Origin of the sequence: Microbispora sp. CA-135349 (assembly GCF_050947365.1) — a bacterium.
Classification (GTDB): Bacteria; Actinomycetota; Actinomycetes; order Streptosporangiales; family Streptosporangiaceae; genus Microbispora.
In genome coordinates this window covers 8,110,115-8,131,979 of the sequence record NZ_CP192001.1, presented here as the reverse complement: position 1 = coordinate 8,131,979, position 21,865 = coordinate 8,110,115, and the positions used below count along the sequence as shown (strand labels likewise).

11 protein-coding genes and 1 pseudogene are annotated in these 21,865 nt (G+C 70.9%); 5 read left to right on the top strand and 7 right to left on the bottom strand.

What is annotated here, in order from left to right; genetic code table 11:
* Positions 1-27 precede the first annotated feature (27 nt).
* The 5 genes from ACQPZZ_RS37400 to ACQPZZ_RS37380 form a co-directional block, all read right to left on the bottom strand.
* Positions 28-7,713 (bottom strand): SDR family NAD(P)-dependent oxidoreductase, encoded by a 7,686-nt coding sequence (locus ACQPZZ_RS37400; protein ID WP_432926918.1) that lies wholly within the window; start codon positions 7,711-7,713, stop codon positions 28-30.
* Positions 7,714-7,936: 223 nt separating this feature from the next.
* Positions 7,937-8,527, bottom strand: coding sequence for a TetR/AcrR family transcriptional regulator (locus ACQPZZ_RS37395; protein ID WP_432926916.1), 591 nt, complete (start codon positions 8,525-8,527; stop codon positions 7,937-7,939).
* A gap of 164 nt (positions 8,528-8,691) precedes the next feature.
* Positions 8,692-10,182 (bottom strand): hypothetical protein, encoded by a 1,491-nt coding sequence (locus tag ACQPZZ_RS37390; protein WP_432926914.1) that lies wholly within the window; start codon positions 10,180-10,182, stop codon positions 8,692-8,694.
* Positions 10,183-10,459: 277 nt separating this feature from the next.
* On the bottom strand, positions 10,460-10,768 hold the full coding sequence (locus ACQPZZ_RS37385; RefSeq protein ID WP_432926912.1) for a hypothetical protein: 309 nt from the start codon (positions 10,766-10,768) through the stop codon (positions 10,460-10,462).
* Between the two features lie 160 nt (positions 10,769-10,928).
* The gene (locus ACQPZZ_RS37380) at positions 10,929-11,555 is read right to left on the bottom strand and encodes an alpha/beta fold hydrolase (RefSeq protein WP_432926910.1); all 627 of its coding nucleotides are present in this window, start codon (positions 11,553-11,555) and stop codon (positions 10,929-10,931) included.
* Between the two features lie 21 nt (positions 11,556-11,576).
* On the opposite strand from ACQPZZ_RS37380, the gene ACQPZZ_RS37375 reads away from it, so the two are divergent.
* Positions 11,577-15,833, top strand: coding sequence for a metallophosphoesterase (locus ACQPZZ_RS37375; protein WP_432926908.1), 4,257 nt, complete (start codon positions 11,577-11,579; stop codon positions 15,831-15,833).
* 186 nt (positions 15,834-16,019) lie between these two features.
* The gene (locus tag ACQPZZ_RS37370; RefSeq protein ID WP_432926907.1) at positions 16,020-16,547 is read left to right on the top strand and encodes an EF-hand domain-containing protein; all 528 of its coding nucleotides are present in this window, start codon (positions 16,020-16,022) and stop codon (positions 16,545-16,547) included.
* A gap of 46 nt (positions 16,548-16,593) precedes the next feature.
* Here ACQPZZ_RS37370 and ACQPZZ_RS37365 read toward each other — a convergent pair.
* Positions 16,594-16,989 (bottom strand): annotated as a pseudogene (locus ACQPZZ_RS37365) (RNA-guided endonuclease InsQ/TnpB family protein); the annotation flags it as partial.
* Between ACQPZZ_RS37365 and ACQPZZ_RS37360 the strand changes: the two are divergent.
* Positions 16,912-17,127 (top strand): transposase, encoded by a 216-nt coding sequence (locus ACQPZZ_RS37360; RefSeq protein ID WP_432926905.1) that lies wholly within the window; start codon positions 16,912-16,914, stop codon positions 17,125-17,127. The pseudogene ACQPZZ_RS37365 and the gene ACQPZZ_RS37360 overlap by 78 nt on opposite strands.
* 205 nt (positions 17,128-17,332) lie before the next feature.
* Entirely contained in the window at positions 17,333-18,262 is a 930-nt protein-coding gene (locus ACQPZZ_RS37355) for an SDR family oxidoreductase (RefSeq protein ID WP_432926903.1), read from the top strand.
* Between the two features lie 59 nt (positions 18,263-18,321).
* On the opposite strand, the gene ACQPZZ_RS37350 is transcribed toward ACQPZZ_RS37355, so the two are convergent.
* A complete protein-coding gene (locus ACQPZZ_RS37350; RefSeq protein WP_432926901.1) occupies positions 18,322-19,230 on the bottom strand; it encodes an RNA polymerase sigma-70 factor in 909 nt (302 codons plus the stop codon).
* Between the two features lie 506 nt (positions 19,231-19,736).
* On the opposite strand from ACQPZZ_RS37350, the gene ACQPZZ_RS37345 reads away from it, so the two are divergent.
* Positions 19,737-21,863 carry a prolyl oligopeptidase family serine peptidase gene (locus ACQPZZ_RS37345; protein WP_432926899.1) on the top strand — a complete coding sequence of 709 codons (2,127 nt, stop codon included), beginning with the start codon at positions 19,737-19,739 and terminating at the stop codon, positions 21,861-21,863.
* Positions 21,864-21,865: the final 2 nt, after the last annotated feature.

Here is a 21,865-nt window from a genome sequence, read left to right as displayed (position 1 = left end):
CGCGGCACGGGCCCCGCCGTCACTGGTTCAGGCCGGCTCTCCCGCGCGGGCGAGCACACCGGCGGGCTGCTGGTCGCCGCGCAGCCCGAGACGGATGAGCAGGCTCTGGGCGATGTCGGCGACGGTCCCGCCGCTGCGCATCAGCTCCATGGGCGGGATGTCGACGCCGAACCGGCTCCGGATCGAGGTCAGCAGCTCGGTGGCCATGAGGGAGTCCAGTCCGTACTCGTCCAGCCGCCGGTCGTCGGCGATCTGGTCGGCAGGGACGAGCAGGACACCCGACAACAACCCGGTGATCTGCTCGGTGATGTACGCGTACGTCTGCTCGTAGGTCATCCCGGCCAGCAGCGACCGCAGGTCGGGCAGCTGCTGTTCCGCGCCGGGCGGCAGCACCGGGGACAGCCACGGACGCTGCAGGCCGGGCAGCACCTGCCGCAACCGGCCCCAGTCGCAGCGGCCGACCATGGCCACGTCGGCGTGCTCGCCGAGCATGGCCTCCACGGCGTCCAGCGCCCGGGCGGGAGACATCGGCGGGATCCCGGCCTTGGCCAGTGCCTCTCCCTGCCTGCCCCGGGTCAGCACCCCGGTCTCCGCGAGCGCACCCAGGCAGGCCGCCAGTCCCGGCAGGCCTTGCCGGCTCCGCCGCCGGGCCAGCGCCTCCAGGAACAGGTTCGCCGCGACGTACGACGTCTGACCGAGGTTGCCGACGGTGGTGAGGGAGGAGTACATGACGAACAGGTCGAGGGGCCGATCCCGGGTCAGCTCGTCCAGCACCATCGCGCCGGCGACCTTCGGGTGCAGGACGGCTCGGATCCGGTCGTCGCCGAGGTCGGCGAGCGGGCCGTCGTCGAGGTGCATGGCCGCGTGGACGACGCCGCGCAGCGGGTGGCCGCCGGAGTCCAGGTCGTGCAGGATCCGCCGCATGGCGTCGCGGTCGGCCACGTCGGCGGCGTACGCGCGGACCTCCACCCCCGATCTCTCCAGTTCCTCCAGCAGAGCGGGAGCTTCGGGCGCCTCGGCGCCCCGGCGGCCGACCAGGGCCAGGTGGCGGGCGCCCCGCCGGGCGAGGCGGCGAGCCGTCGCCGCGCCGAACCCGCCCAGGCCGCCCGTGACCAGGTAGGTCCCCTCCGGTTCCAGGCGCAGCGCCTCCTGCCGGGGCCGGACGGTGACCGGTTCGTCGCGCGGGTCGAAGGAAACCACGACTTTTCCGATGTGCCGGGAATGGCGCATCATCGCGAAGGCGTCGGCGACGCGGGCGGCCGGATACACCGTGTGCGGCAGCGGCCGGAAATGCCCGGATTGGTAGAGGGGCGCGGCCTCGGCGGTGCTCTCCGCCGCCACCTCGGGCGCCTTCCACATGAGGGTGCCCACGTCCACGCCGTAGAACGCGATGTTGTCGGAGAACGGGCGCAGCAGCAGGGACCCGTTCTGGTAGATGTCCCGTTTGCCGAGCTCGATGAACCGGCCGCCGTGCCGCAGGCATTCCAGGCCCCGGGTGATGGCTTCACCGGCCAGCGAGTTGAGCACGACGTCCACTCCCCGGCCCCCGGTCAGCTCCTTGACCTGCTCGGCGAAACGCAGGCTGCGCGAGTCCAGGACGTGATCGGCTCCCATCGCGAGCAGCAGGTCGCGTTTGGCGGCGGTGCCGGCGGTCGCGATCACGCGGGCTCCGTGGTGCCGGGCGTACTGCAGCACGGCCAGGCCGACCCCACCGGCGCCGCCGTGGACCAGGACCGTCTCACCCGCCTTGACGCGTGCGCAGTGCCCCAGCGAATGGTGCGCGGTGGAGAACGCCATCGGCAAGGTGGCGGCTTCGGTGAAGGTCATCCCCTCGGGGACGGTGACGGCCGCCCAGGCCTTGACCCTCGCGTGACTGGCGAACCCGACGGGTCCCGCGGCCATGACCCGGTCACCGGGCCGCGTCCCGGTGACGCCGGCGCCGACGGCGGTGACGATCCCGGCGCATTCCAGGCCCAGCCCGTGCCCGCCGAAGACCGCTTCGACGGCCTCGGCGGGCAGCAGGTTCACCGCGTACATCACGTCGCGGTAGTTCAGCCCGATCGCCCGCACCTCGACCACGACCTCGTCGGGCTCGGGCCGCGGCATCGGGATCTCCTCCCAGGCCAGCGTGTACGACAGCCCGGGATCGCGCACCGTGAGCCGGTAGGCGCCACCGGAACCGGCAGGCAGGCCGCGGGCGTGCTCGCCCGACTCGAGCAGCCGTGGCACGAAACGTCCCCGGCGGGTCAGCAGGATCTCGTCCTCCTCACCCGGGTCGAGCAGTTCCGCCGCCAGGCGGCCCGCGTCCCGTGCGGCGTCACCGGTGCGGTGCAGGCAGAGCCGGCGTATCCCCAGCCGCGGCTGCTCGTTGCCCAGCGAGCGCGCCGTCCCCCAGGTCGCCGCGTCCTCGGGGTGGAGCCGGACGTCGGGGAGGTCGGGTTCCGGCAGCGCGGCGCAGGGGCGGGCCACCAGCCACACCGCGGTCGCGACGTGCTCGGGCAGTTGCTCGCAGGCCAGTGCGACGGCCCGCAGCGCCGCGGCCCGCCGGGTGATCCGCTCGACGGTCGCCTTCGGCTCGGTGCCGATGCTCGCCTTCGGTTCGGTGTCGCCGGTCGCCTTCGGCTCGGGGCCGCCCGCTCCGCGCGGGTCGCTGTCGTCCGCTCCGCCCAGGACGATCGCGATGGTGACCGTCTGGGCGGTGAGCGGGATGCGATCGGTCCAGTGGTCGGGATCGTCGCTGAGCGGCGAGTGGAGCACGTCGCCGCCCCGCGTTCGCAGCAGAGCCCGCAGCTCGTCGGTCAGAGCGCCGGTGCCGTTCTCATCGGCGAGGATCCACGTGCCTGCGGTGTCCGGCAGGGGGTGCTCGGCGGCCGCGGCGCCGTCCACCGCGCCCTCGATGGCGCCCTCCACGGCGACGGCCGGAGCCGCGGCCAGCATCACCGAGAAGTCGCCGGCCGCACGTTCGTCGTCGTCGCCGGTCTGGACGACCCCGGTGTAGCCGGCCTCCGCGAGCACCTCCGGCCATTTCTCGCGGGACAGCAGCGGCGAGCGCGGGCGCAGGTGCGCGTCGGTGAAGTCCCAGAAGTCCTCCTGCACGCCGAGGAACGGCAGCAGGGTCCCCACCCGGTGCGGTTCGGCGATGAGCAGGTGGCCGCCGGGAACCAGGAGGGCGGACAGGCGGCGCAGCGCGGCGCGCAGATCACGGGCCAGATGCAGGCTGTTCGCCGCGACCACGAGATCGAACCCGCTCGCGGCCAGCCCCTGCTCGACCGGGTCGGCGTTCAGGTCGAGGACGGCGTAATCGACGAAGTCGAAGTCGGCGAAGCGCTGCCGCAGCCGGGTCAACGCCGTCTCGGCGAGGTCGGTGACCAGATAGCGGGTGCGGTCGGCGGGCAGGACGGGCAGCAGCATGGCGGTGGTGCCGCCCGTCCCCGCGCCGGCTTCCAGCACACGCAGCGGCCGGTCGGCCGGCCATCGCCGGACGATCTCCTCGACGAGCGCCCGGGCGATCCGGTTGGTGAACAGGTTGACCGGCCCGATGTCGTGAAACTGCTCCATCAGCTCGTGACCGCCGCCCGAATCCAGGACGTCGGACCCGGTACGCCGGCCCGCGAGCAGTTCGGGCAGGCACCGGCCGACGCGTACGGACAGGGCGCTCTGGGCGGCGAAGGTGGCTCCCCCGGCGAGGAGGTCCCGATGCAGGTCGTCCACGTGCGGCGGCATCGGGGGAGGGCCGCCCTCGACCGGCCGTTCGAGCAGCCCGTGCCGCTCCAGCAGCCCGTGCCGTTCCAGCAGTGGCAGGGCCGCGCGGAGCATCCGCCGGTGGTGCGCCCCCGGGCATGCCTCGATCAGTTCCTCGACGTCGATCGGCCGCCCGCCGGTCGGCTCCCCGAGCGCGCCGGCCAGCGTGTGCGCGAACACCTCTTCGAGCCGTGCGGCGTACTCCGGGTAGTGCAGCTCGTGCCACGCCGAGCGCAGCCGGTCGATCCGCTCGGCCGCGCCGGACAGGATCCGCCCGGGACCGGGGGCCGGCCACGGCTCGGCGGGAGCGCCGGCCCGGGGCGCGGCCCGCAGCGCCGTCTCGTAACGGGCGACCGGGGTGATGTGGACGCCGGGCATCCGGCGCAGCCGGCAGCCCTCCACTTCGGCGGCGATCCGGCCGTCGTCGTCGGCGACCACGATGTCCCAGCAGACCTCCTCGGCGCTGCGGGAACGTTCCCGTACGTACACCAGCCCCTGCGCGGAGGGCATTCCCCACAGACGGACGGAGCCGATCGCGGCCGGCATGTAGCCGCGGCCCGACCGTAGCGAGTCCACCAGCCACAGCACGCCGGCCTGCAGCGCGCTGTCCAGCACCACCGGGTGCATCTGATAGCGCCCCTGCCCCTGCTCCGGGCACGAGTAGGCGCCCAGCACCTCCCGCTCGCCCATCCACAGCTCGGTCAGGACCTGGAACCGCGGCCCCCACACCATGTGTCCTTCCGCGGCCCGCGCGTAGTAGCCGGGCACGTCCACGCGCGTGCCGATGCGAGCGCGCAGCGCGGCCACGTCCAGCGGCGGCGGAGTCCGGCGCAGCAGCGGCCGTACCCGGGCACGGAAGTGCTCGCGGGGTTGATCCGCCTGCCGGCCGGCACTGGCCACGGTGATCCGCCCGGTCTCGGCGCACAGCGACGTCTGCGCGTATACCGGATCGGCGTCGGCCTGTGACGGCACCACCATGGCCCGGCTGATGTCGACCCTGTCCACTTCCACCGCCTCGGCGGCGTCGGGCATGGCCAGCCGGGCGGCGGCGACGGCCATCTCCACGTATCCGGTGGCCGGCATGACCGCGGCGCCGCCGGCCCGGTGGTCGGCCACCCAGGGCACCCGTACCCGGTCGATCTCTGCCTGCCAGGTGGGGTCCAGCACCGGCATCCGCTGTCCGAGCAGCGGATGCTGGATCGTCGTGTCGATGTTGGTCTGCACCCAGGTGTGCGGACCTCCGATCCAGTGCCGTTCGCGCTGCCAGGGGTAGGCAGGCAGCGATCGCACCGCGCCGGGGCGGGGGAAGTACCGATCCCAGTCGAGCCGCGCACCGGCCGCGACGAGTTCGGCGACCGTGCCGCGGATGCGCGCCGGGCCCGGCTCGTGCCGGCGCAAGGTGGTCACGACGGCCGCGCGTACCCGCGAGGTGCCGCTTATGCGGCGCAGGTACGAGCGCAGCACCGGATGCGGTCCGATCTCCAGCAGCACGTCGAAGCCGTCGCCGAGCACCCGCTCGACCGCCGCGTCGAACCGCACCGGCTCGCGGACGTTCCGCCACCAGTAGGCCGCGTCCAGCTCCGGCCCCCGGACCAGGTCGCCTGTCACCGTGGACACCAGGGGGATCCGCGCCGTGGCCGGCCGCAGCCCGGCGAGTCCCTCGGCCAGGGGCCGCCGCACCGGATCCATGGCGCTGCTGTGGAAGGCGTAGTCCAGGTCCAGCTCGCGGAAGAAGATCTCGCGCGAGGCGAGGTCCTTCGCCAGTGACTTCAGCGACTCGTCCGGTCCGGCGATCGTGACGTCGCGGTCGGAGTTGACCGCCGCGATCTCCAGGTGCGGGTAGCCGGCCAGGATCTGCCTGGCCGCGGTCTCGGGCAGCCCGAGCGCGGCCATCCGGCCCTGCCCCCGGGTGACCGACTGGGCCATGCCGCGCTCGGAGATCACCTGCGCCGCCTGGGCCGATGACAGGGCGCCGGCGGTGTGGGCGGCGGCGATCTCGCCCACGCTGTGGCCGAGCACCGCTCCCGGCCGTACGCCCGCCGCCTTGAGCATCTCCACCAGGCCGACCTGGACGGCGAACAGCAACGGCTGCGCCACTTCGGTCGCCGACAGCCGTGCCCGCTCGGCAGGCAGGGACAGTTCCTCGAGCACCGACCAGCCGAGCCGCTCGGACAGTTCGGCGTCGACCGCTTCCACGGCCGAGCGGAAGGTCTCGTCGGACAGCAGGTCGGCGCCCATCCCGGCCCACTGTGAACCGTTGCCGGAGAACACGAAGGCCACCCGCCCGTGCTCCACCGCCTCCGACTCCGCCACCGCCGCGTCCCCGGCTCCGGGCCGCCTGCCCGCACCGGATTCACCGGTGGCGGGGCCGGTTCGCTCCGGGGCATCCGCCAGGCTCGCCAGCGCCCGCGCCGCCGCGGCGGCGGTGCCGGCCAGCGCCACGGCGCGATGCCGGTGGCCGCCGCGCCGCCGGGTCGCGGTGTAGGCCACGTGATAGAAATCCCGTTCGTCGAGGGACGCCAGGTGCGCGGCGGTCCGTTCCACGGCTTCCCGCAGCGCCGGCCGGCTGCGCGCGGACACGACGACGGGCAGCGCCCCCGCGGGGGATGCCGCCGGTTCGTCCCCTTCCGCCTCGGCGGCGGCCGGTGTGGGCGGTGCGGCGAGCGCCACATGGGCGTTCGCGCCCCCGAACCCGAAGGAGTTGACTCCGGCGACGGGCCGCTCGTCTGCTTCGTCCAGCAGTCGCGGCTCGACGGTGACGCTCAGCCCGAGGGCGTCGAAGTCGATGCGGGAGTTGAGCGTGGTGGCGTGCAACGAGGGCGGGATCATCCGATGCCGGAGCACCAGCAGGGCCTTGAACAGCCCCGGCATGCCCGAGGCGGGCTCCAGGTGCCCCAGGTTGGACTTCACCGAGCCGATGGGCAGGACTCCGCGCGTGCGCCGGCTGCCGAGGGCCCGCCCCAGGGCCTGGCATTCGGCCGGATCACCGGCCTGGGTGCCGGTGCCGTGCGCCTCCACGTACACGATCGCGTCGGGGCCGATGCCCGCCGTGGTGTACACCTGCCGTAACAGGGCTTCCTGCGCTTCGGCGTTCGGCAGCGCCAGCCCCATGGTGTGGCCGTCGTTGTTGGTGGCGGCGCCGACGATGACGCCGTGGACACGGTCGCCGTCGGCGATCGCGTCGGCCAGGCGCTTGAGCACCACCACACCGCCGCCCTCCGCGCGTACGAACCCGTCGGCGTCGGCGGAGAACGCGCGGCAGCGGCCGGTCGGCGACAACATCGACGCCTGGCTGAAACCGATGAAGGGACCCGGACTGAGCAGCAGGTTGACCCCGCCGGCCAGCGCCATCCGGCTGGATCCCTCAGCGAGGGACCGCCAGGCGCGCTCCACGGCCGTCAACGACGACGAGCACGCGGTGTCGATGCTCATGCTCGGACCGCGCAGGTCGAAGAAGTGCGACAGCCGGTTGGCCGCGATGGACAGGGTTCCCCCCGACATCGAGTACGGGCCCATGGCGCCCGGCTCCAACGCCTGCATCGTGCCGTAGGCGGGATCCGAGATGCCGATGAACACTCCGGTGTCCGTGCCTGCCAGCACGGCCGGATCGATGCCCGCGTCGTCCAGGGCCTCGACGGCCATCTCCAGGAGCAACCGCTGCTGCGGGTCCATCGAGGCGGCCTCTTTGGGGGAGATGCCGAAGTAGGCCGCGTCGAAGACGGTGATGTCCTCGTCGAGGAAGCCTCCGGCCCGGGTGTAACTCCTGTTCGGCCTCGGCATGGTGTCGTCGACGAACCGATCGGCCTCGAACCTGCTCAGCGGTATCCGGCCGACCAGATCAGCGCCCTGCCGCAACGCCTGCCAGAGCCCGTCGAGGTTCACGATGCCGCCGGGCAGGCGGCATCCCACGCCCACCACCGCCGCCGCGTGCTCCGGCCATGCCTGCTCCGCTGTCGGGTCGTCCGCGCTCATGTCGCCCTTCCTGCTCAGGTCCACCACGACTCGGCACTTCGCCGATCGGCTTGCTGTCCCGGCCAGGGTTCATTCAGCGCGCCTGACGCAGGGCCAGGCGGTCGGCCACTATGTCATCACAACTCCGCGTATATGCATAGACACTCTATGTATTTGCCCAAGAGAAGGATGTTATGTCAGATATCTGCGGTTGGCGTCGATGCTGTGCTCGGTTGCCGCGGCGTCATCGGACGCGGAATATGCGGTCCAGGTGCCGGTCGACGGCGCCGATAACGGTCTCCTCGGTGTAGTGGCCGATCAGCGTGGGGTTGACCAGTCCCTGCGTGATGGCGAACAGGAGCACGGCCTCCCGCTCGGGGTCCAGATCGGCCGGCGCCTCGCCGTTCTGCTGAGCGCGCCGGATCTGCTCCGCGAAGAAGACGGTGTGGTAGGGGTAGCCCTCTCGCAGGGTCGCGGCGTACGCCGGCTCGACCGCCGACCGGGCGAGGAACGCCAGCGCGATCCGGGCCTCGGTGCGCCGCTCGTCGTCCAGGGGCAGCATCTCGATGATCGCGCTGCGGACGAGATCACGTGGTGAGCGGGGATCGAGACAGGCGTTGACCCGCTGGTAGATGCGCTCGTGCACGTGGATCAGCGCGAAAATCATCATCTGATCCTTGGTGGCGAAGTAGTGCTGGACCCTGCCCATGGACACCCCGGCCTCCGCCGCCACGTGCCGCAGGCTGACGCCCTCCAGTCCCTCGCGATCGACGATTCGCAGCAGCGCGTCGGCTATCTGTCTGCGTCGTGCCTGCTGATCAACCTGTTTGGGCATGCCGGTTCACTTTCACAATGCAGATGCATTGCAATCTGTCCATCTCGCTTTTACGATGCGAGTGCATTGTAATCCTCTGGAGGAGGACCATGCCCATCCGGACGACGCGCCACGGCGCGGTGGAGATCGCCTACGAGACGTTCGGATCGCCGGACGGCGACCCGTTATTGCTGATCATGGGTACGGCCATGCAGATGGTGATGTGGCCCGACGACCTGTGCGCCATGCTGGCCGACAGAGGGTTCGCCGTGGCCAGGTTCGACAACCGCGACGCCGGCCTGTCGACCCACTTTTCTGAGGCCGGGCGGCCGGGCCTGGCCAAGGACTGGTTCAGGGCCGGCAAGACGGCGGCGTACCGGCCCGGAGTCGTCGGTGGCCGTCGCCCGGGGCAGCGTGACCGTGTCGCCGTACCGCGCCGTGGCGGGGAAGTCGCCCGGGACGGTGATCTTCGGGGCGTAGTTCGCGCCGCGGGTGGTCTTCCCGATCCAGATCGGCGCGGAGACCAGGAAGTTGCCGTCGGCCTGGTCGGCGCGGACGTAGTAGAAGTCGCCGTCCCGGACGTTCAGCTTCGTCTTCAGCGTGAGGTCGTTGCCGCTGATCGCGCCGAAGTCGTGGGCGACGGCGCCGCCGTTGGTGACGAGGCGCGCGGAGGTGAAGGAGTCCTTGACGTCCGGGTCGGCGAGGCGGAGCTCGACGTCCAGGCCGGTGGTGTCGCCCGGCAGGACCGACCCCATGAGTTTCCCGTTGCCTCCGAACCCGAGAACGGCGTTGGTGTCGGCCGTCGAGTAGAGGCTGCGATCCCGCATCGCCGCGTACAGGGCGTCGAGGGAGTGCCCCTCGGCCCACACTCCGGTGATCGACGGGTTGCCGGACACCCAGGTCGCGGAGTGCTCGTCTCCGTTCCACGTCGGGGCCAGGTGCCAGCCGGCGTCGAGCGCCTTCTGAAACTCACCCACCGCGTCGGCGGACTTGACCTCGATGAGCTCCATCCGGTCGTCGGCGACCGGGTCCAGGCCCCTGAAGCCGAAGAAGTCGCCCTTGTCCTTCGTGGACGGGTGGTTGAACTGGCCGATCGCGTCGGGGTCCTGCTTCAGGCGGGCCAGGAACGTGAAGTAGTCGTACTTCATGTCGCCGGTGCCGAACGCGTTGCCGTAGCCGTCGACGCTGCCCTTCTCGGTCGCCCGCGCCGTCACGTGCCAGTCGCTGTCGAACACGTTGATGTGACCGGTGCCGTCATACCAGGTGTTCTCGATCGCCGGGACCGCGACCAGCTCTTTCTGGCCCGCGTTGAACTTCTCGGCGGTCTCGTGCAGGTAGCGCCACTCGGCCGAGTCGGCATCCCGCCAGTCGTCGACGAAGTCGTCGCCGTTGCGGATGTCCCACATGACGTCGTGCTCGGACACCGCGAAGAAGTCGGCGTCGGTCTCGTCATGGACATGGTTGTAGGCGTCCGGCGGCAACCCGACGCCGTCGCTCACGGACGTGTGCGCGTGGAACTCGCCGGTGTACAGGGACTTGCCGAGGTAGGCCGGCCGATCCTCGCCGTCCGCCGAGGCCGGGGAAGCCGGTGCACCGATCAGTGCGCTCGCCGCGAGTGCGATCGCCGTGGTCGCGGCGGCCCGGGGAGGTGTTCGTCGTGCGCTGCTGCGCGTCATGTTTCTACCGTTTCAGGTGGTTCTAGCGTGCCGATCACAGAAATCACGGCGGCTGGAACAATCCGCGTCACTCGCGTGTAGCGAAGGTGAACCGGCAAAGAAACCTGACAATTCTCACATTTCGGATGCCCGGGACGAACGTGTGGCCGTTGAGCCCTCGGCCCGGGCACCGAGCAAGCGCAGGCACCGCTTCAAGCGGCACCTGCGCCTATGCCGTGTAGGGACTAGGTCGTGCAGGACTGGCGGCCGTCGTCCAGGTGTCTGTCGTCCTCCGGGCTCAGCGGTTGGTCCACAGGTGCCAGAACCAGTCGCCCTCTGAGCAGGTGTAGTGCTCCCAGTGGCCTCGGTCGATCCCTCCCTGGCCGGCTGCCACACAGTTGGCGTGGCTCGTATACCAGGTGCGGTACACATCGTCTCCGGCGGGCCGCCGGGCAGCGCCGCTGTCCCGGATCGCGGCTACGCCCGGTTGCGGTTGCGCCGGCAGAGTGGCCGCCGCGGCAGGCAGGGCGGCGGTGCCGACTGCCAGCACCAGGGCGGCGGCACCGGCCAGGCGGCGGACGAGAGTGGGAATGCTGGAGAGCGTCAAGGAGCCTCCTCGGCAGTTGTGGTGGTCATCCCCAGATCTTGATGCAACTCTCCGTTACGTCACAACTACCCAAAGTGACATAGTCGACTGTCGGCCGGACGGCTTCAGTTCACCCACCGGAGCGCACGGCTGCGGCGGCCGAAGGGAAGCACCCGCTTTGTCAGTCGGAGGCCGGTTGTGTACGGCCGGCCAGGGCGCAGAGTTCGTCGACGATGGCGGGCCAGAGTTCGCGTGGAAGGTTGTGGCCCATGCCCGGATAGAGGACGAGACGGGCGTCGGGAATGGCGGCTGCGATCTCCTTCGCCGCGCGCGGCCGGATCATCGGATCGTCCTCGCCATGGATGACCAGGGTGGGCACGTCTATCGCGGCCAGCCGGGGCAGCAGGTCACCGGTCGCCGCAGCCGCGGCGGACTGGCGCATCTCTCCGCCCGCGGGGCTGGAGTCGCGCTCATAGGACACGCCCGCGGCGTGGCGCCACCATGCCTCGTCGAGGGGATAGCCGGGCGATCCGAGGATGTGCATGGCGTCGACGACGCGCTGGACCACCCCCTCCCTGCCTGTGGGGTACCTCTTGAGACTCTGGCCGAGCATCAGCCTGAACACGGTCGGCATGTTCACCCTGCCGCGCTTCCAGCCGGCGTAGGCGGAGGAGACGGTGAGGGTGCGCACCCTCTCGGGGTGCCGGATCGCGGTGAGCTGGGCGATGGCGCCGCCCAGAGACGCTCCGAAGAGGTGCGCGCCGCTCCAGCCGAGCGCGTCCATCACGGCGAGGGCGTCGTCGGACATGTCCTCCAGACCCAACCCGCGGTGACCTACGAGGTGTTCGACTCCGCGGGCGAGGTGCCGGTCTCCGGCGGCTTCTTCCGCATCCGTTCGTACGACGACGCGTTCGTGGTCGTCAAGGCGACGGACGACCTCGGCAACACCAACGCCGAGCTGCTGCGCGTCCGGGTCTCGCAGACGGAGCCGGACCCGGCGGGAGTCTTCCGCTTCGGCAGCAACGCGACCGTGGGCGACAAGCCCGGCTCCGCCGGTGTCGCGGTCACCACCGACCGCGCCGTCGAGCGGGTCTACGCGCAGGTCCTGCCCGAGGGTTCGGACGACTGGTCCACGGCCGAGGTGCTCACGTCCGCGAACGACCGGCCGTACGAGGTGAACACGGTCGGCAACGACGAGCCGGTCTACCAGCACTCCATCACGGGCCAGACCCTGCGCTCGCACGAGTTCCGGCTGACCGGGCTGAAGGTCGGCACGACCTACCGGTTCCGGTTCGGTGTGGCCCGCGACGGCCGCGCGCCCGCCGCCACCGACGCGCCGGCCTGGACCGGCGTACGCGGCCGGTTCCGCGCCGGCGGTGCCAAGGGCGAGCCGGTCTACATCCTGGGCGACGTGCAGGTGCCCGACGGCGACGCCGCCGAGCTCACCCTGCCGGGGCGGGTGCTCGACCGGCTGAAGAGTCAGGCGCCGGGCGGCGGCACGGTGGTGCAGGTCGGCGACCTCGTCGACCGCGGCGGCCAGGGCGAGAAGTGGGCCGAGATCCACGACGCCTTCCTGTCCACGCTCGACCTGCAGTACGCCGGCCTCGTCGGCAACCACGAGACCTACGAGGACCTCGACTACGACGCGGTCGGCAGGCAGCCGAACGCGATCTTCACCAACACGTTCGCGCTGCCGTACAACGGCGTGATCGGTGAGAGCAACTACTCCTTCGACCGCGGCGACATCCACTTCTCGGTGCTGAACTCCAACGCGCGCCTCGACGAGCAGCTCGACTGGCTGGTCGACGACGTGCGCGCCTCGGGCGCGACGTGGAACGTCGTAGTCGGGCACTTCTCCTACTACGGCGGTCAGCACGCCGACGACGGCGGCATGGACATCGACCGCGACAAGGTCACGCGCGTGCTCGACCGGCTCGGCGTCGACCTGTACGTCGGCGGGCACGACCACGTCTACAAGCGGGCCACGATCTACGACGGGCGCCTGGCCACGACCCCTGAGGAGGAGGTCGCGGGCACCACGTTCGTGACCATGGGGTCGTCTGGCCCGAAGTTCTACGACAACCAGAAGTTCTGGTGGGACGACAAGGTCTTCGACGAGGACGTCCAGATGGGCGGCGTCCTGAAGGTGACCGACGCCGGCCTGAGCCTGTCGACGTACACGATCGACGGGCGCCTGGTCGACGAGGTGACGGTCGCGAAACCGCACGGCTCCTGGAAGGTCTCCTCCGCCGAGATCAAGGACCGTGAGCTGAAGGGCGTGGGCCTCCTGTCCTCCCCGGGCAGCCTGGACAAGGTCACCGTCATGGCCGCGACGTACGACAACGCCCAGCAGCGGATGATCGACGTGCGCACCGTCGACGTCACGCTCGACCACCGCGGCCGCGAGCAGTACGTCCGCTTCGGCACGCCGCTGCCGGTGGCGCCGAGCTCGACGGTCAAGCTGTTCACCTGGGACTCCCTGGGGTCGGGGAAGCCGCTCCAGCCGGCCGTGACCCTGCGCGAGGGCCTGGCCGGTGAGGGCAACGAGCGGTCGCCGTACCTGATCGACTCGCCGGACGACCTGGCCAAGGTCGACAACGAGCCGTCCGGGCACTACCGGCTGACCGCCGACCTGAACCTGACCGGGCTCGCCCGTGCCCAGATCGGCCGTACGACCACGTTCACGGGTGTCTTCGACGGCGACGGGCACACGATCTCCGGGCTGGCCGCCCTGGCCGACCAGGGGCCAGGCCTGTTCGCCGACAACCACGGCACGATCGAGAACCTGGTGGTCCGGGGTGACGTCACCACCGACCGCTCCACCGCCGGCCTGGTCGCCGACGCCAACCACGGCACGATCCGGCGGGTCCGCGCCGACGGGTCGCTGACCGCCAACAGCTACGTCGGCGGCATCACCGGCCACCACTTCGGCACGGTCCGTGACAGCGTCTCCACGGTGGACGTGCGCGCCACGACCCAGTACGCCGGGGGCGTCGTCGGCGTCTCCGTCGGCGGGTCGGTCACCGAGAACGTCCTGGCCACCGGTGTGGTCGTCGCGAACAGCGCGTCCGCGGGCGGCGTGGCCGCCTACGGCTACACCGACACCCAGGTGCGTCACACGGTCGCGCTGAACGCGAACATCTCCGCGTCGAGCTACGCGCACGCCATCGTCGGCCGCGTCTACACCGGGCAGACCGCCACGCTCGAGGACAACCACGTCAGCCGGTCCGTGCCGATCAGCGGGCAGACGCTGACCGGTCCGCCTGCGGCCGACAACCAGAAGGGCAACGTGGCCGCGCCCGCGGAGATCCAGAAGCAGAGCTTCTACGAGCAGCGCGGCTGGGACTTCGCGACCGTCTGGCAGTGGAACGACGTCGCCAAGCGCCCGACCCTGCGGATGGCCCCGGAGGCGCTCGAACCGGTCCAGGCCCCCGGGCTGCCGACCGACGAGCGCGGTTTCCACAAGGTCGGCAGCGTCGAGGACCTGACCCTGATGGGGCAGCACCCGTCGTACGACTACGTGCTCGCCGCCGACATCGACCTGACCGGCAGGCCGTTCACCAGCCTGCCGGGGCCGTTCACCGGCGAACTGGACGGCGCCGGCCACGTCGTCAGGGGCCTGACCTCCACCACCGGTGGCCTGTTCGCCCAGATCTCCGGACACGTGCACGACCTCGCGGTCCTCGACGCCACGGTGAACACCACCGCCGCTCGCGCCGGCATCGTGGCCAACAGCAGCACCGGCACCATCGAGCGCGTGCAGGTCTCCGGGTCCGTGACCGCGGGCTCGCGCGCCGGTGGTCTCGTCGGCGACTCGCAGGGCATCGTGCGCGACGCCTACTCCACGGCGGACGTGCACGTACGCACCACCGAGGCGGGCGGCGTGATCGGCGTGGCCCTGGCCGGCTCCACCACGGAGCGGGTCTTCTCCATGGGCGCCGTCACCGCGGACTCCCGCAACGACGGCGGGGTGGCCGGCTACGGCTACACCGGCACCACCATCCGCGACTCGATCGCGCTAAACCCGGCGGTCACCGCGCCGTCGTGGGCGCACCGCTTCCTGGGCCGGGTGCTGGCGAACAACGTCGCCACGCTGAGCAACAACTGGGCGGCCGAGACCGTCGAGGCCAGAACCCAGACCGAGACCGCGATCGGCCCGGCCACGCTCAACGGCGCCACCGCGACCCGGGACGAGGCCGCCGGACAGGCCTTCTGGGCCGGCAGGCTCGGCTTCGACTTCACGTCGGTCTGGCAGTGGGAAGCCGGCCTCGGCCGGCCGGTTCTGCGCGGCATGGCGGCACCCGCCACCGAGACTGAGCCGACGGCGACCCCTGGAACCGAGGTTGAGCCGACGGAGACCCCTGGAACCGAGGCGGAGCCGACGGCGGCCACGCCCGCGGGCGCGGGGGAGACCGTCGCCGCGGCCGGGGCGCGGACCGTCGCGTCCGCCACCGCGGTCGCGCCGGAGGCCGGGGCCACCGAGACCGGCGGCATCCACCACGAGGCGGTCGTGAACGACGACGGCACCGTCACCGTGACGGTGTCCGCCGGGACCGCCGCGGCGGCCAAGCAGTCGTCGTTCCTCCTGCTGAAGGCCGGCGCATCGACGTCGGTCCCGGCCGAGGACGACATCGCCTACCTCGGAGAGGCACGCCTCGACGAGCAGGGCGACGCGACGCTGACCGTGCTCCTGAACCAGCCGGAGGGGACGACCCTCGCGCTCAACACCTCGGGCGACACCGAGCGCTACGTCGCCTCGCTCCTGGCGCGGGCGCCCGAAACCCCGGCGATGAGGGTGCTCCACGACACCGTCACCGCCACGGTCAAGGTGAAGGGGAACGCCCCCGCCCAGGCGACGATCACCCTGGTCTGCGCCGCCGCGGACAAGTGCCAGGAACAGGTCACCGTCACCCACGACGGCCGGCCCGCCGAGACCAAGAAGGTCACGCTCCAGCCCGGCAAGACCCGGGACCTGCAGCTCAACCTCCGTGACGAGGCCCGCACCGCCCTCCTCGCCGGCAAGTCGATCGTCCTGGACGTCCGGATCGGTAAGGCCCCGCCGGTCCGGGTGACCGTCACTCCGTGACGTACCGGCCGGGCAGGCTCCGGCCTCCGTGGTGACCCCCGTGGCGCCCGTGGCTTCGGCCGTGGGCGCCACGGCTCATTCGGATACGTGCTCCACTCTGCGTAATGGATTAGTCACCTGACGACTATGGTCACCCAAAGTGACCCCTTGGCACCATTGAGTCTCCCTCGGAGAACGGAGACGGATGTGGCCAGTGAGTTCCAGCGGAAAAAGGTGAACGGGGTCTTCCGTGCGATGGACGTGGACGGTGACGGCCGGCTGACCGAGGCGGACTTCCAGGCGCTCGCCCGCCGCTGGACGCAGGTCGCCGGATCCGCCGATCCGGAACGGCTCGCCGCCGTCATGACCGGCTGGTGGCCGGTGCTCCGGGCCGCCTCGGGCCCCGACGGCGACAACGCGGTCACCCTCGACGAGGTGCTCCTCGTCGTGGACGGCCTCGGTGACAGGGCGGACGCCGTCTCCGCCACCGCCGACGCGATGTTCGAGGCCGTCGACCTCAACGGGGACGGCCTCATCTCCCGTTCGGAGTACGGCGCGCTCATCGAGACGTGGAACGGCACGCCCACGGCGACCGACGACATCTTCCCGCGCCTGGACCTGGACGGTGACGGCCACCTCACCCGCGACGAGTTCCGCACCCACTGGACCGAGTTCTGGGCAGGCGACGACCCGAACGCTCCCGGGGCCTACGTCTTCGGCACTCTGGTGGATTGACGCGCTCCCCGGCCTGAAGGCCGGGGATTCAGCCCGTGCCGCGCGTTCACGCGACACCTCTGAGGCTTCCTGCTTCCTCGCGCTGTGCCAGGCCGGGGCCTGGTCTTACCCGCGCTCCACAGGCGTTTGGTCTCTCCGCCCGTCCGGCGGCGAGGATGTTCTTGGCGGCGTTGGCGTCCCGGTCGTGGACCTCCCCGCAGGGGCAGGTCCACTCCCGGACGTTCAGCGGCATGGACTCGGCCAGTGCCCCGCATTCCGAGCACAGCTTGGAGGAGGGGAACCACCGGTCGATCCGGTGAAAGACCCGCCCGTACAGGCGAGCCTTGTACTCCAGCATGGTCACGAACTGCGACCAGCCCGCGTCATGCACGCTCTTGGCCAACCGGGTGCGCGCCGGCCCCGCCACGGCCAGGTCCTCCACGTAGATCGCTTGGTTATCGCGACCGAGTTCCCCGAACTGGCCCGCCGCTACTACCGGGCGAACACGCTGTGGTCGGGCTCCCACTTCGCCGGGAGCGTGGGCGGCGCACCGATCAGCGCCCTCAAGCCGTACATCGAACAGCACAACCGTCCCGTCTGATCCGCCAAGACGCCGATCCGCCTGACGGCGAATCGGCTTTCCCCTGCACCGCTACGCGGGAGAGTCCGCTTCACCCCCGGCCTGAAGGCCGGAGCGCAACGGACGAATCCGGTAGCCGGGGCCGGCGCCTCGCACGTGTCACAGACGAGAACCCTGGCCTGTCTTTTCGGCAGACCGGAACTCTCTGTTGACCAGGAGGTTTGCTGTGGATGCCGGGAGCGTTCCCGATTTGACCGGCAAGATGGCCGTGGTGACGGGCGGAAGCGACGGGCTCGGTCTCGGCTTGGCCATACGACTGGCGCAGGCCGGGGCCGAGGTCGTGCTGCCGGTCCGCAATCCCGCCAAGGGCGCCGCCGCCGTCCAGAAGATCCACTCGGCTGTGCCGAAGGCCTCCGTCTCCACTCGTGAGCTCGACCTGGCCTCGTTGGAATCGATCGCGGCGCTCGCCGCCACCCTTCGTCGCGAGGCCCGCCCGATCGACATCCTGATCAACAACGCGGGCGTGATGGCCCCCGCCACCCGGCAGACCACCGCGGACGGCCTGGAGCTGCAGTTCGGCACCAACCACATCGGCCATGTGGCGCTGGTGGCACGGCTCCTTCCGCTGCTGCGCCTGCGAGGGGCGCGGGTCACCACGATGTCCAGCAGCGCCGCCCGCTCCGCCGTCATCGACTGGGCCGACCTGCAGAGTGAACGAAAATACTCGCCGATCCGCTCGTACGGTCAGTCGAAGCTGGCCAACCTTCTCTTCGGGCTCGAACTGGACCGGCGCAGCAGGGCCGGCGGGTGGGGCGTCGTCAGCACCGTCGCGCACCCCGGCACGACCCTGACCAACCTCTACGCGTCCGGCCCGAACCTGGGCCGCACCCGTTCCGCGCCCTACGAGAGGATCATGACGCTACTCCTCCGGTGGGGTCTGTTCGTACAGACGGTCGACGCCGGGCTGCAGCCGGCCCTGTACGCGGCCACGAGCCCTCAGGCGCAGGGCGGCCGTTTCTACGGCCCCGACGGCATCGGCCAGTTCACCGGTGGGCCCACGGAGTTGCCCCTCTACAGATCGGTCCGGGTCGAGCGCGACGCGGCCCGGCTGTGGACCGTCTCCGAGCGACTGGCCGGAGTCGAGTTCCCCGCCTGAGGAAAGAGCGAGACGGCTTCACGGCCAGCGGCCGTCACCCGGCGCGCGAGGCGACGGCGTCAGCCCGGGGCGGACAGCGCGGAGATCTTGGCAGGGTTCATCATCCACAGCACCTGGTCGATGCCCTCGTCGGAGGCGTTGACGGTGAGGACCGTGAACAGCTCGCCGTCGTGACGCAGCAGAGCAGCCGCCTGCCCGTTCACGTCGGCCCATTCCACCTCGACCCCGGCCCAGAAGTGATCCGCGAACGCTCTGATGTACTTCGCGACCCGGAGCGCGCCGATCACGGGGATGCGCGAGGCGCGGACGGCGCCGCCGCCGTCGGAGTAACTGACGACGTCCGCGGCGAGGAGCTCTTCCAACGCGGCGAGGTCGCCTGAGCGGGCGGCGGCGACGAAGGCGGTGAGCAGCCTGCGCTGGTCGGCTCGGGTCACCGGTGCCCGGCGCTCGGAGACGATGTGTTTGCGTGCCCTGCTGACGAGTTGCCGCACCGCGACCTCACTCGCCTCGAGGATCTCGGCGATCTGCCGATAGGGATAGTCGAAGGCTTCCCTCAGCACGTAGGCCGCGCGTTCGGTGGGCGAGAGCTTCTCCAGCAGGAGCAGGACCGCGAAGCCGAGGGCTTCGCCTCGTTCGGCGCCCAGGTGGGGGTCGTTACCGGTGTCGACGGGTTCGGGAAGCCACGGGCCGACGTACGTCTCGCGGCGGACCCGCGCGGACTGGAGGGTGTTGATGGCGAGGCGCGTGGTCACCGTCGCGAGGAACGCCCCAGGGTCGGCCACGGTGCTGCGGTCGTAGGCCTGCCAGCGCAGCCAGACGTCCTGCAACAGGTCTTCCGCTTCGGTGGAACTGCTCAGGATCCGGTACGCGATTCCGAACAGGCGTGGCCGCACGCTCGCGAAGGTGGCCGCCGCCTGGTCGAGGTCTTCGCTACCGCTGCGATGGCTCTCCGCATCGATATCCCCCATGATGATGGCCCCGTTCCGCCGGCGGATGGACCCGTACAGCTTTTCACCTGTCCGCCCGGGGGCGTTGACAGGGGATCACGGTTCGCGACGCCGGGTCGATCCGGCCGCGTCCTTCTGTCGTCAGGCGCGGATGGAATTGATCTCCATTGGCATTCCCGTATGCCCTCGTTCTTTCGGGGGATTTAACGCAAAGATGATTGACGGCTCTTCGCTTCGCCGTAGTCGAGGTGCGCGAAGCGCGTGGGTGTTTATCGATCCCGGGCGCGGGGACGGTTGCCGTCGTAATCGCCCATTATGGGCGAGTCGCCGGAATCCAGGAGGCTGACATGACTGGATACCTGCCGTATAAGGACTCCACTCCGGCCGCCCGCATTGGCGGCGTACGCGGCTGGCAGGCGGACATTCTCCGCGGCGAGTCGTAATCGAGTGGACCGGGGTACTGCGGCGCATATGGGCCGCAGTGCCTCCACCTCTTCTCAAGCGGGGCCCGTACATCGGGGGCGTATATGGCGCGATTGTTCTACCCTGCGGCGTGGCGCAGCGATACGGTGGATAATCTGTCCGGAATCTCCGTGCCCGACCCTTACCGATGGCTGGAAGACGGCGACGATCCGCGCGTACGGGAATGGCTCGCGGCCCAGGATCGTCTCTTCCGCGCCTGCAGCGCCCGGTGGCAGGAGAAGGACTCGTGGACGTCCTCGGTGGATGATCTGTCGTCCTTCGGCGTGTGCGAGCCTCCGATGGTCCGTGGTCCGGTCATGTTCCTCGCCGAGCAACTCCGTGGGGACGAGCAGCGGCGCCTGCTCGTCGTCGGAGCCGGGGGCGGCAGGCGGGTCCTCGTCGATCCGGCGAGAATCGACCCGTCCGGCCGCACCGGGCTGTACGCCTGGTGGCCGTCGCGCGAGGGTGACCGTGTCGCCGTGCAATTAGAGGTCGCAGAGCAGCCCGGCAGCGACATCACGGTGCTGGACGTCCGTACCGGCGAGATCGTGGACGGGCCCTTGCCGCGTGCCCGCAACACCTCGCTCGCCTGGCTGCCGGGAGGAGAGGCCTTCTACTACGTCAGCCGAGTCCCCGACGAGGAACTGGCCCCCGGCGACATGCGCCTGCACCGGCGGGTGCGGTTGCACCGGATCGGCTCGCCCTGGCAGGCCGATGTGGTGGTGTTCGGCGCGGAGGACGCCCCGGACCACTATTACGGGCTCACGGTCAGCGCCGACGGCCGCCATCTGGCGATCACCGCGATGGCCGGACCCGCCGCGCGCAACGACGTGTACGTGGCCGAACTCGTCGATCCACAGGCCCCGCGTTTCGTCAAGATCGTGGATGGAAGCGCCATCGGCGCCCGCGTCCTCCCGCGCTTCCTCGCGGACGGCGATCTGCTGCTGGTAACCGACCATCAGGCTCCGTGCGGCCGCGTCTGCGTGGCGGACCGGCACGATGCCGACCCGGCCTCCTGGCGCACGCTGGTAGCCGAGGATCCCGAGGCCCCCGTGGACGAGTGCCTGGTCCTGGACGGCCCGGCGCTCGCGCGGCCCCTCCTGCTGGTGGCACGCGCCCGCCACGGCACCTCGGTCCTGACACTGCACGACCTGGCGAGTGGGCGGACGCTGGCCGATCTGCCCCTTCCCGGCGCCGGCGTCGTGTCATCCCTGCGCGCCGGTGTCCCGCACGGACATCGGGCGTGGTTCAGCTACTGCGACGCGACCACACCTCCCACCATCTATCGCTACGACGCGGTGCTCGGCACGATGGAGCAGGAAGCCGGTGCCGCGACAGCGGGGCGCACTCCGGAGATCCGCAGCGGTGCCGTGCGCTGTCGCGCCGGTGACGGCACCGAGATCACGCTGTTCCTGTTCACTCCGGACGAGGATCGTCAGGGGCCGCGCCCCACTCTCCTGTACGGCTACGGCAGTTTCGGCATGCCGATGCGCCCGTGGTTCTTCCCCCTGGCGGCCGCATGGGTCGGCGCCGGCGGCACCTACGCGGTCGCCTGCGTACGCGGAGGCGGCGAAGAGGGCCAGCGCTGGCACGACGCCGGTCGCGGGCCGCACAAACACCGCGCGGTCAGCGACTTCAACGACGCCGCGGCCTGGCTCATCGAGACCGGCCGAACCACCCGCGACCAACTGGCGATCTACGGCCAATCCGCCGGCGGGCTGCTGGTCACCGCCGCCGCCGTTCAGCGACCGGACCTGTACGCCGCGGTCGTCGCCGAAGGTCCGCTGTGTGACATGGTGCGTTATGAACGATTCGGATTGGGATGCACATGGACCGACGAATTCGGCAGCGCCTCCGACCCCGGGCAACTGCGCTGGCTGCTCGGATACTCCCCCTATCACAACGTCGTGCCAGGAGCCGCTTACCCGGCGTTCCTCCTCACCGGCGCGGTGACCGATCTGCAGACCGGAGAAGTCCATGTCACCAAGATGTGCGCGGCCCTCCAGCACGCCACCAGCGGCGACCGGCCGATCCTCATGCGCAGGGAACCCGACACCGCACACGCCGCCTCGCCCGCGAGCAAGGAACGCGCCCTGACCGCGGACATCCTGGCCTTCGCCGGTGAACACACCGGTCTGTCACCGAGAAGGACATCCACGCGTCTCCCGGAGGCCGTCGCGGAACCAGGCTGAAA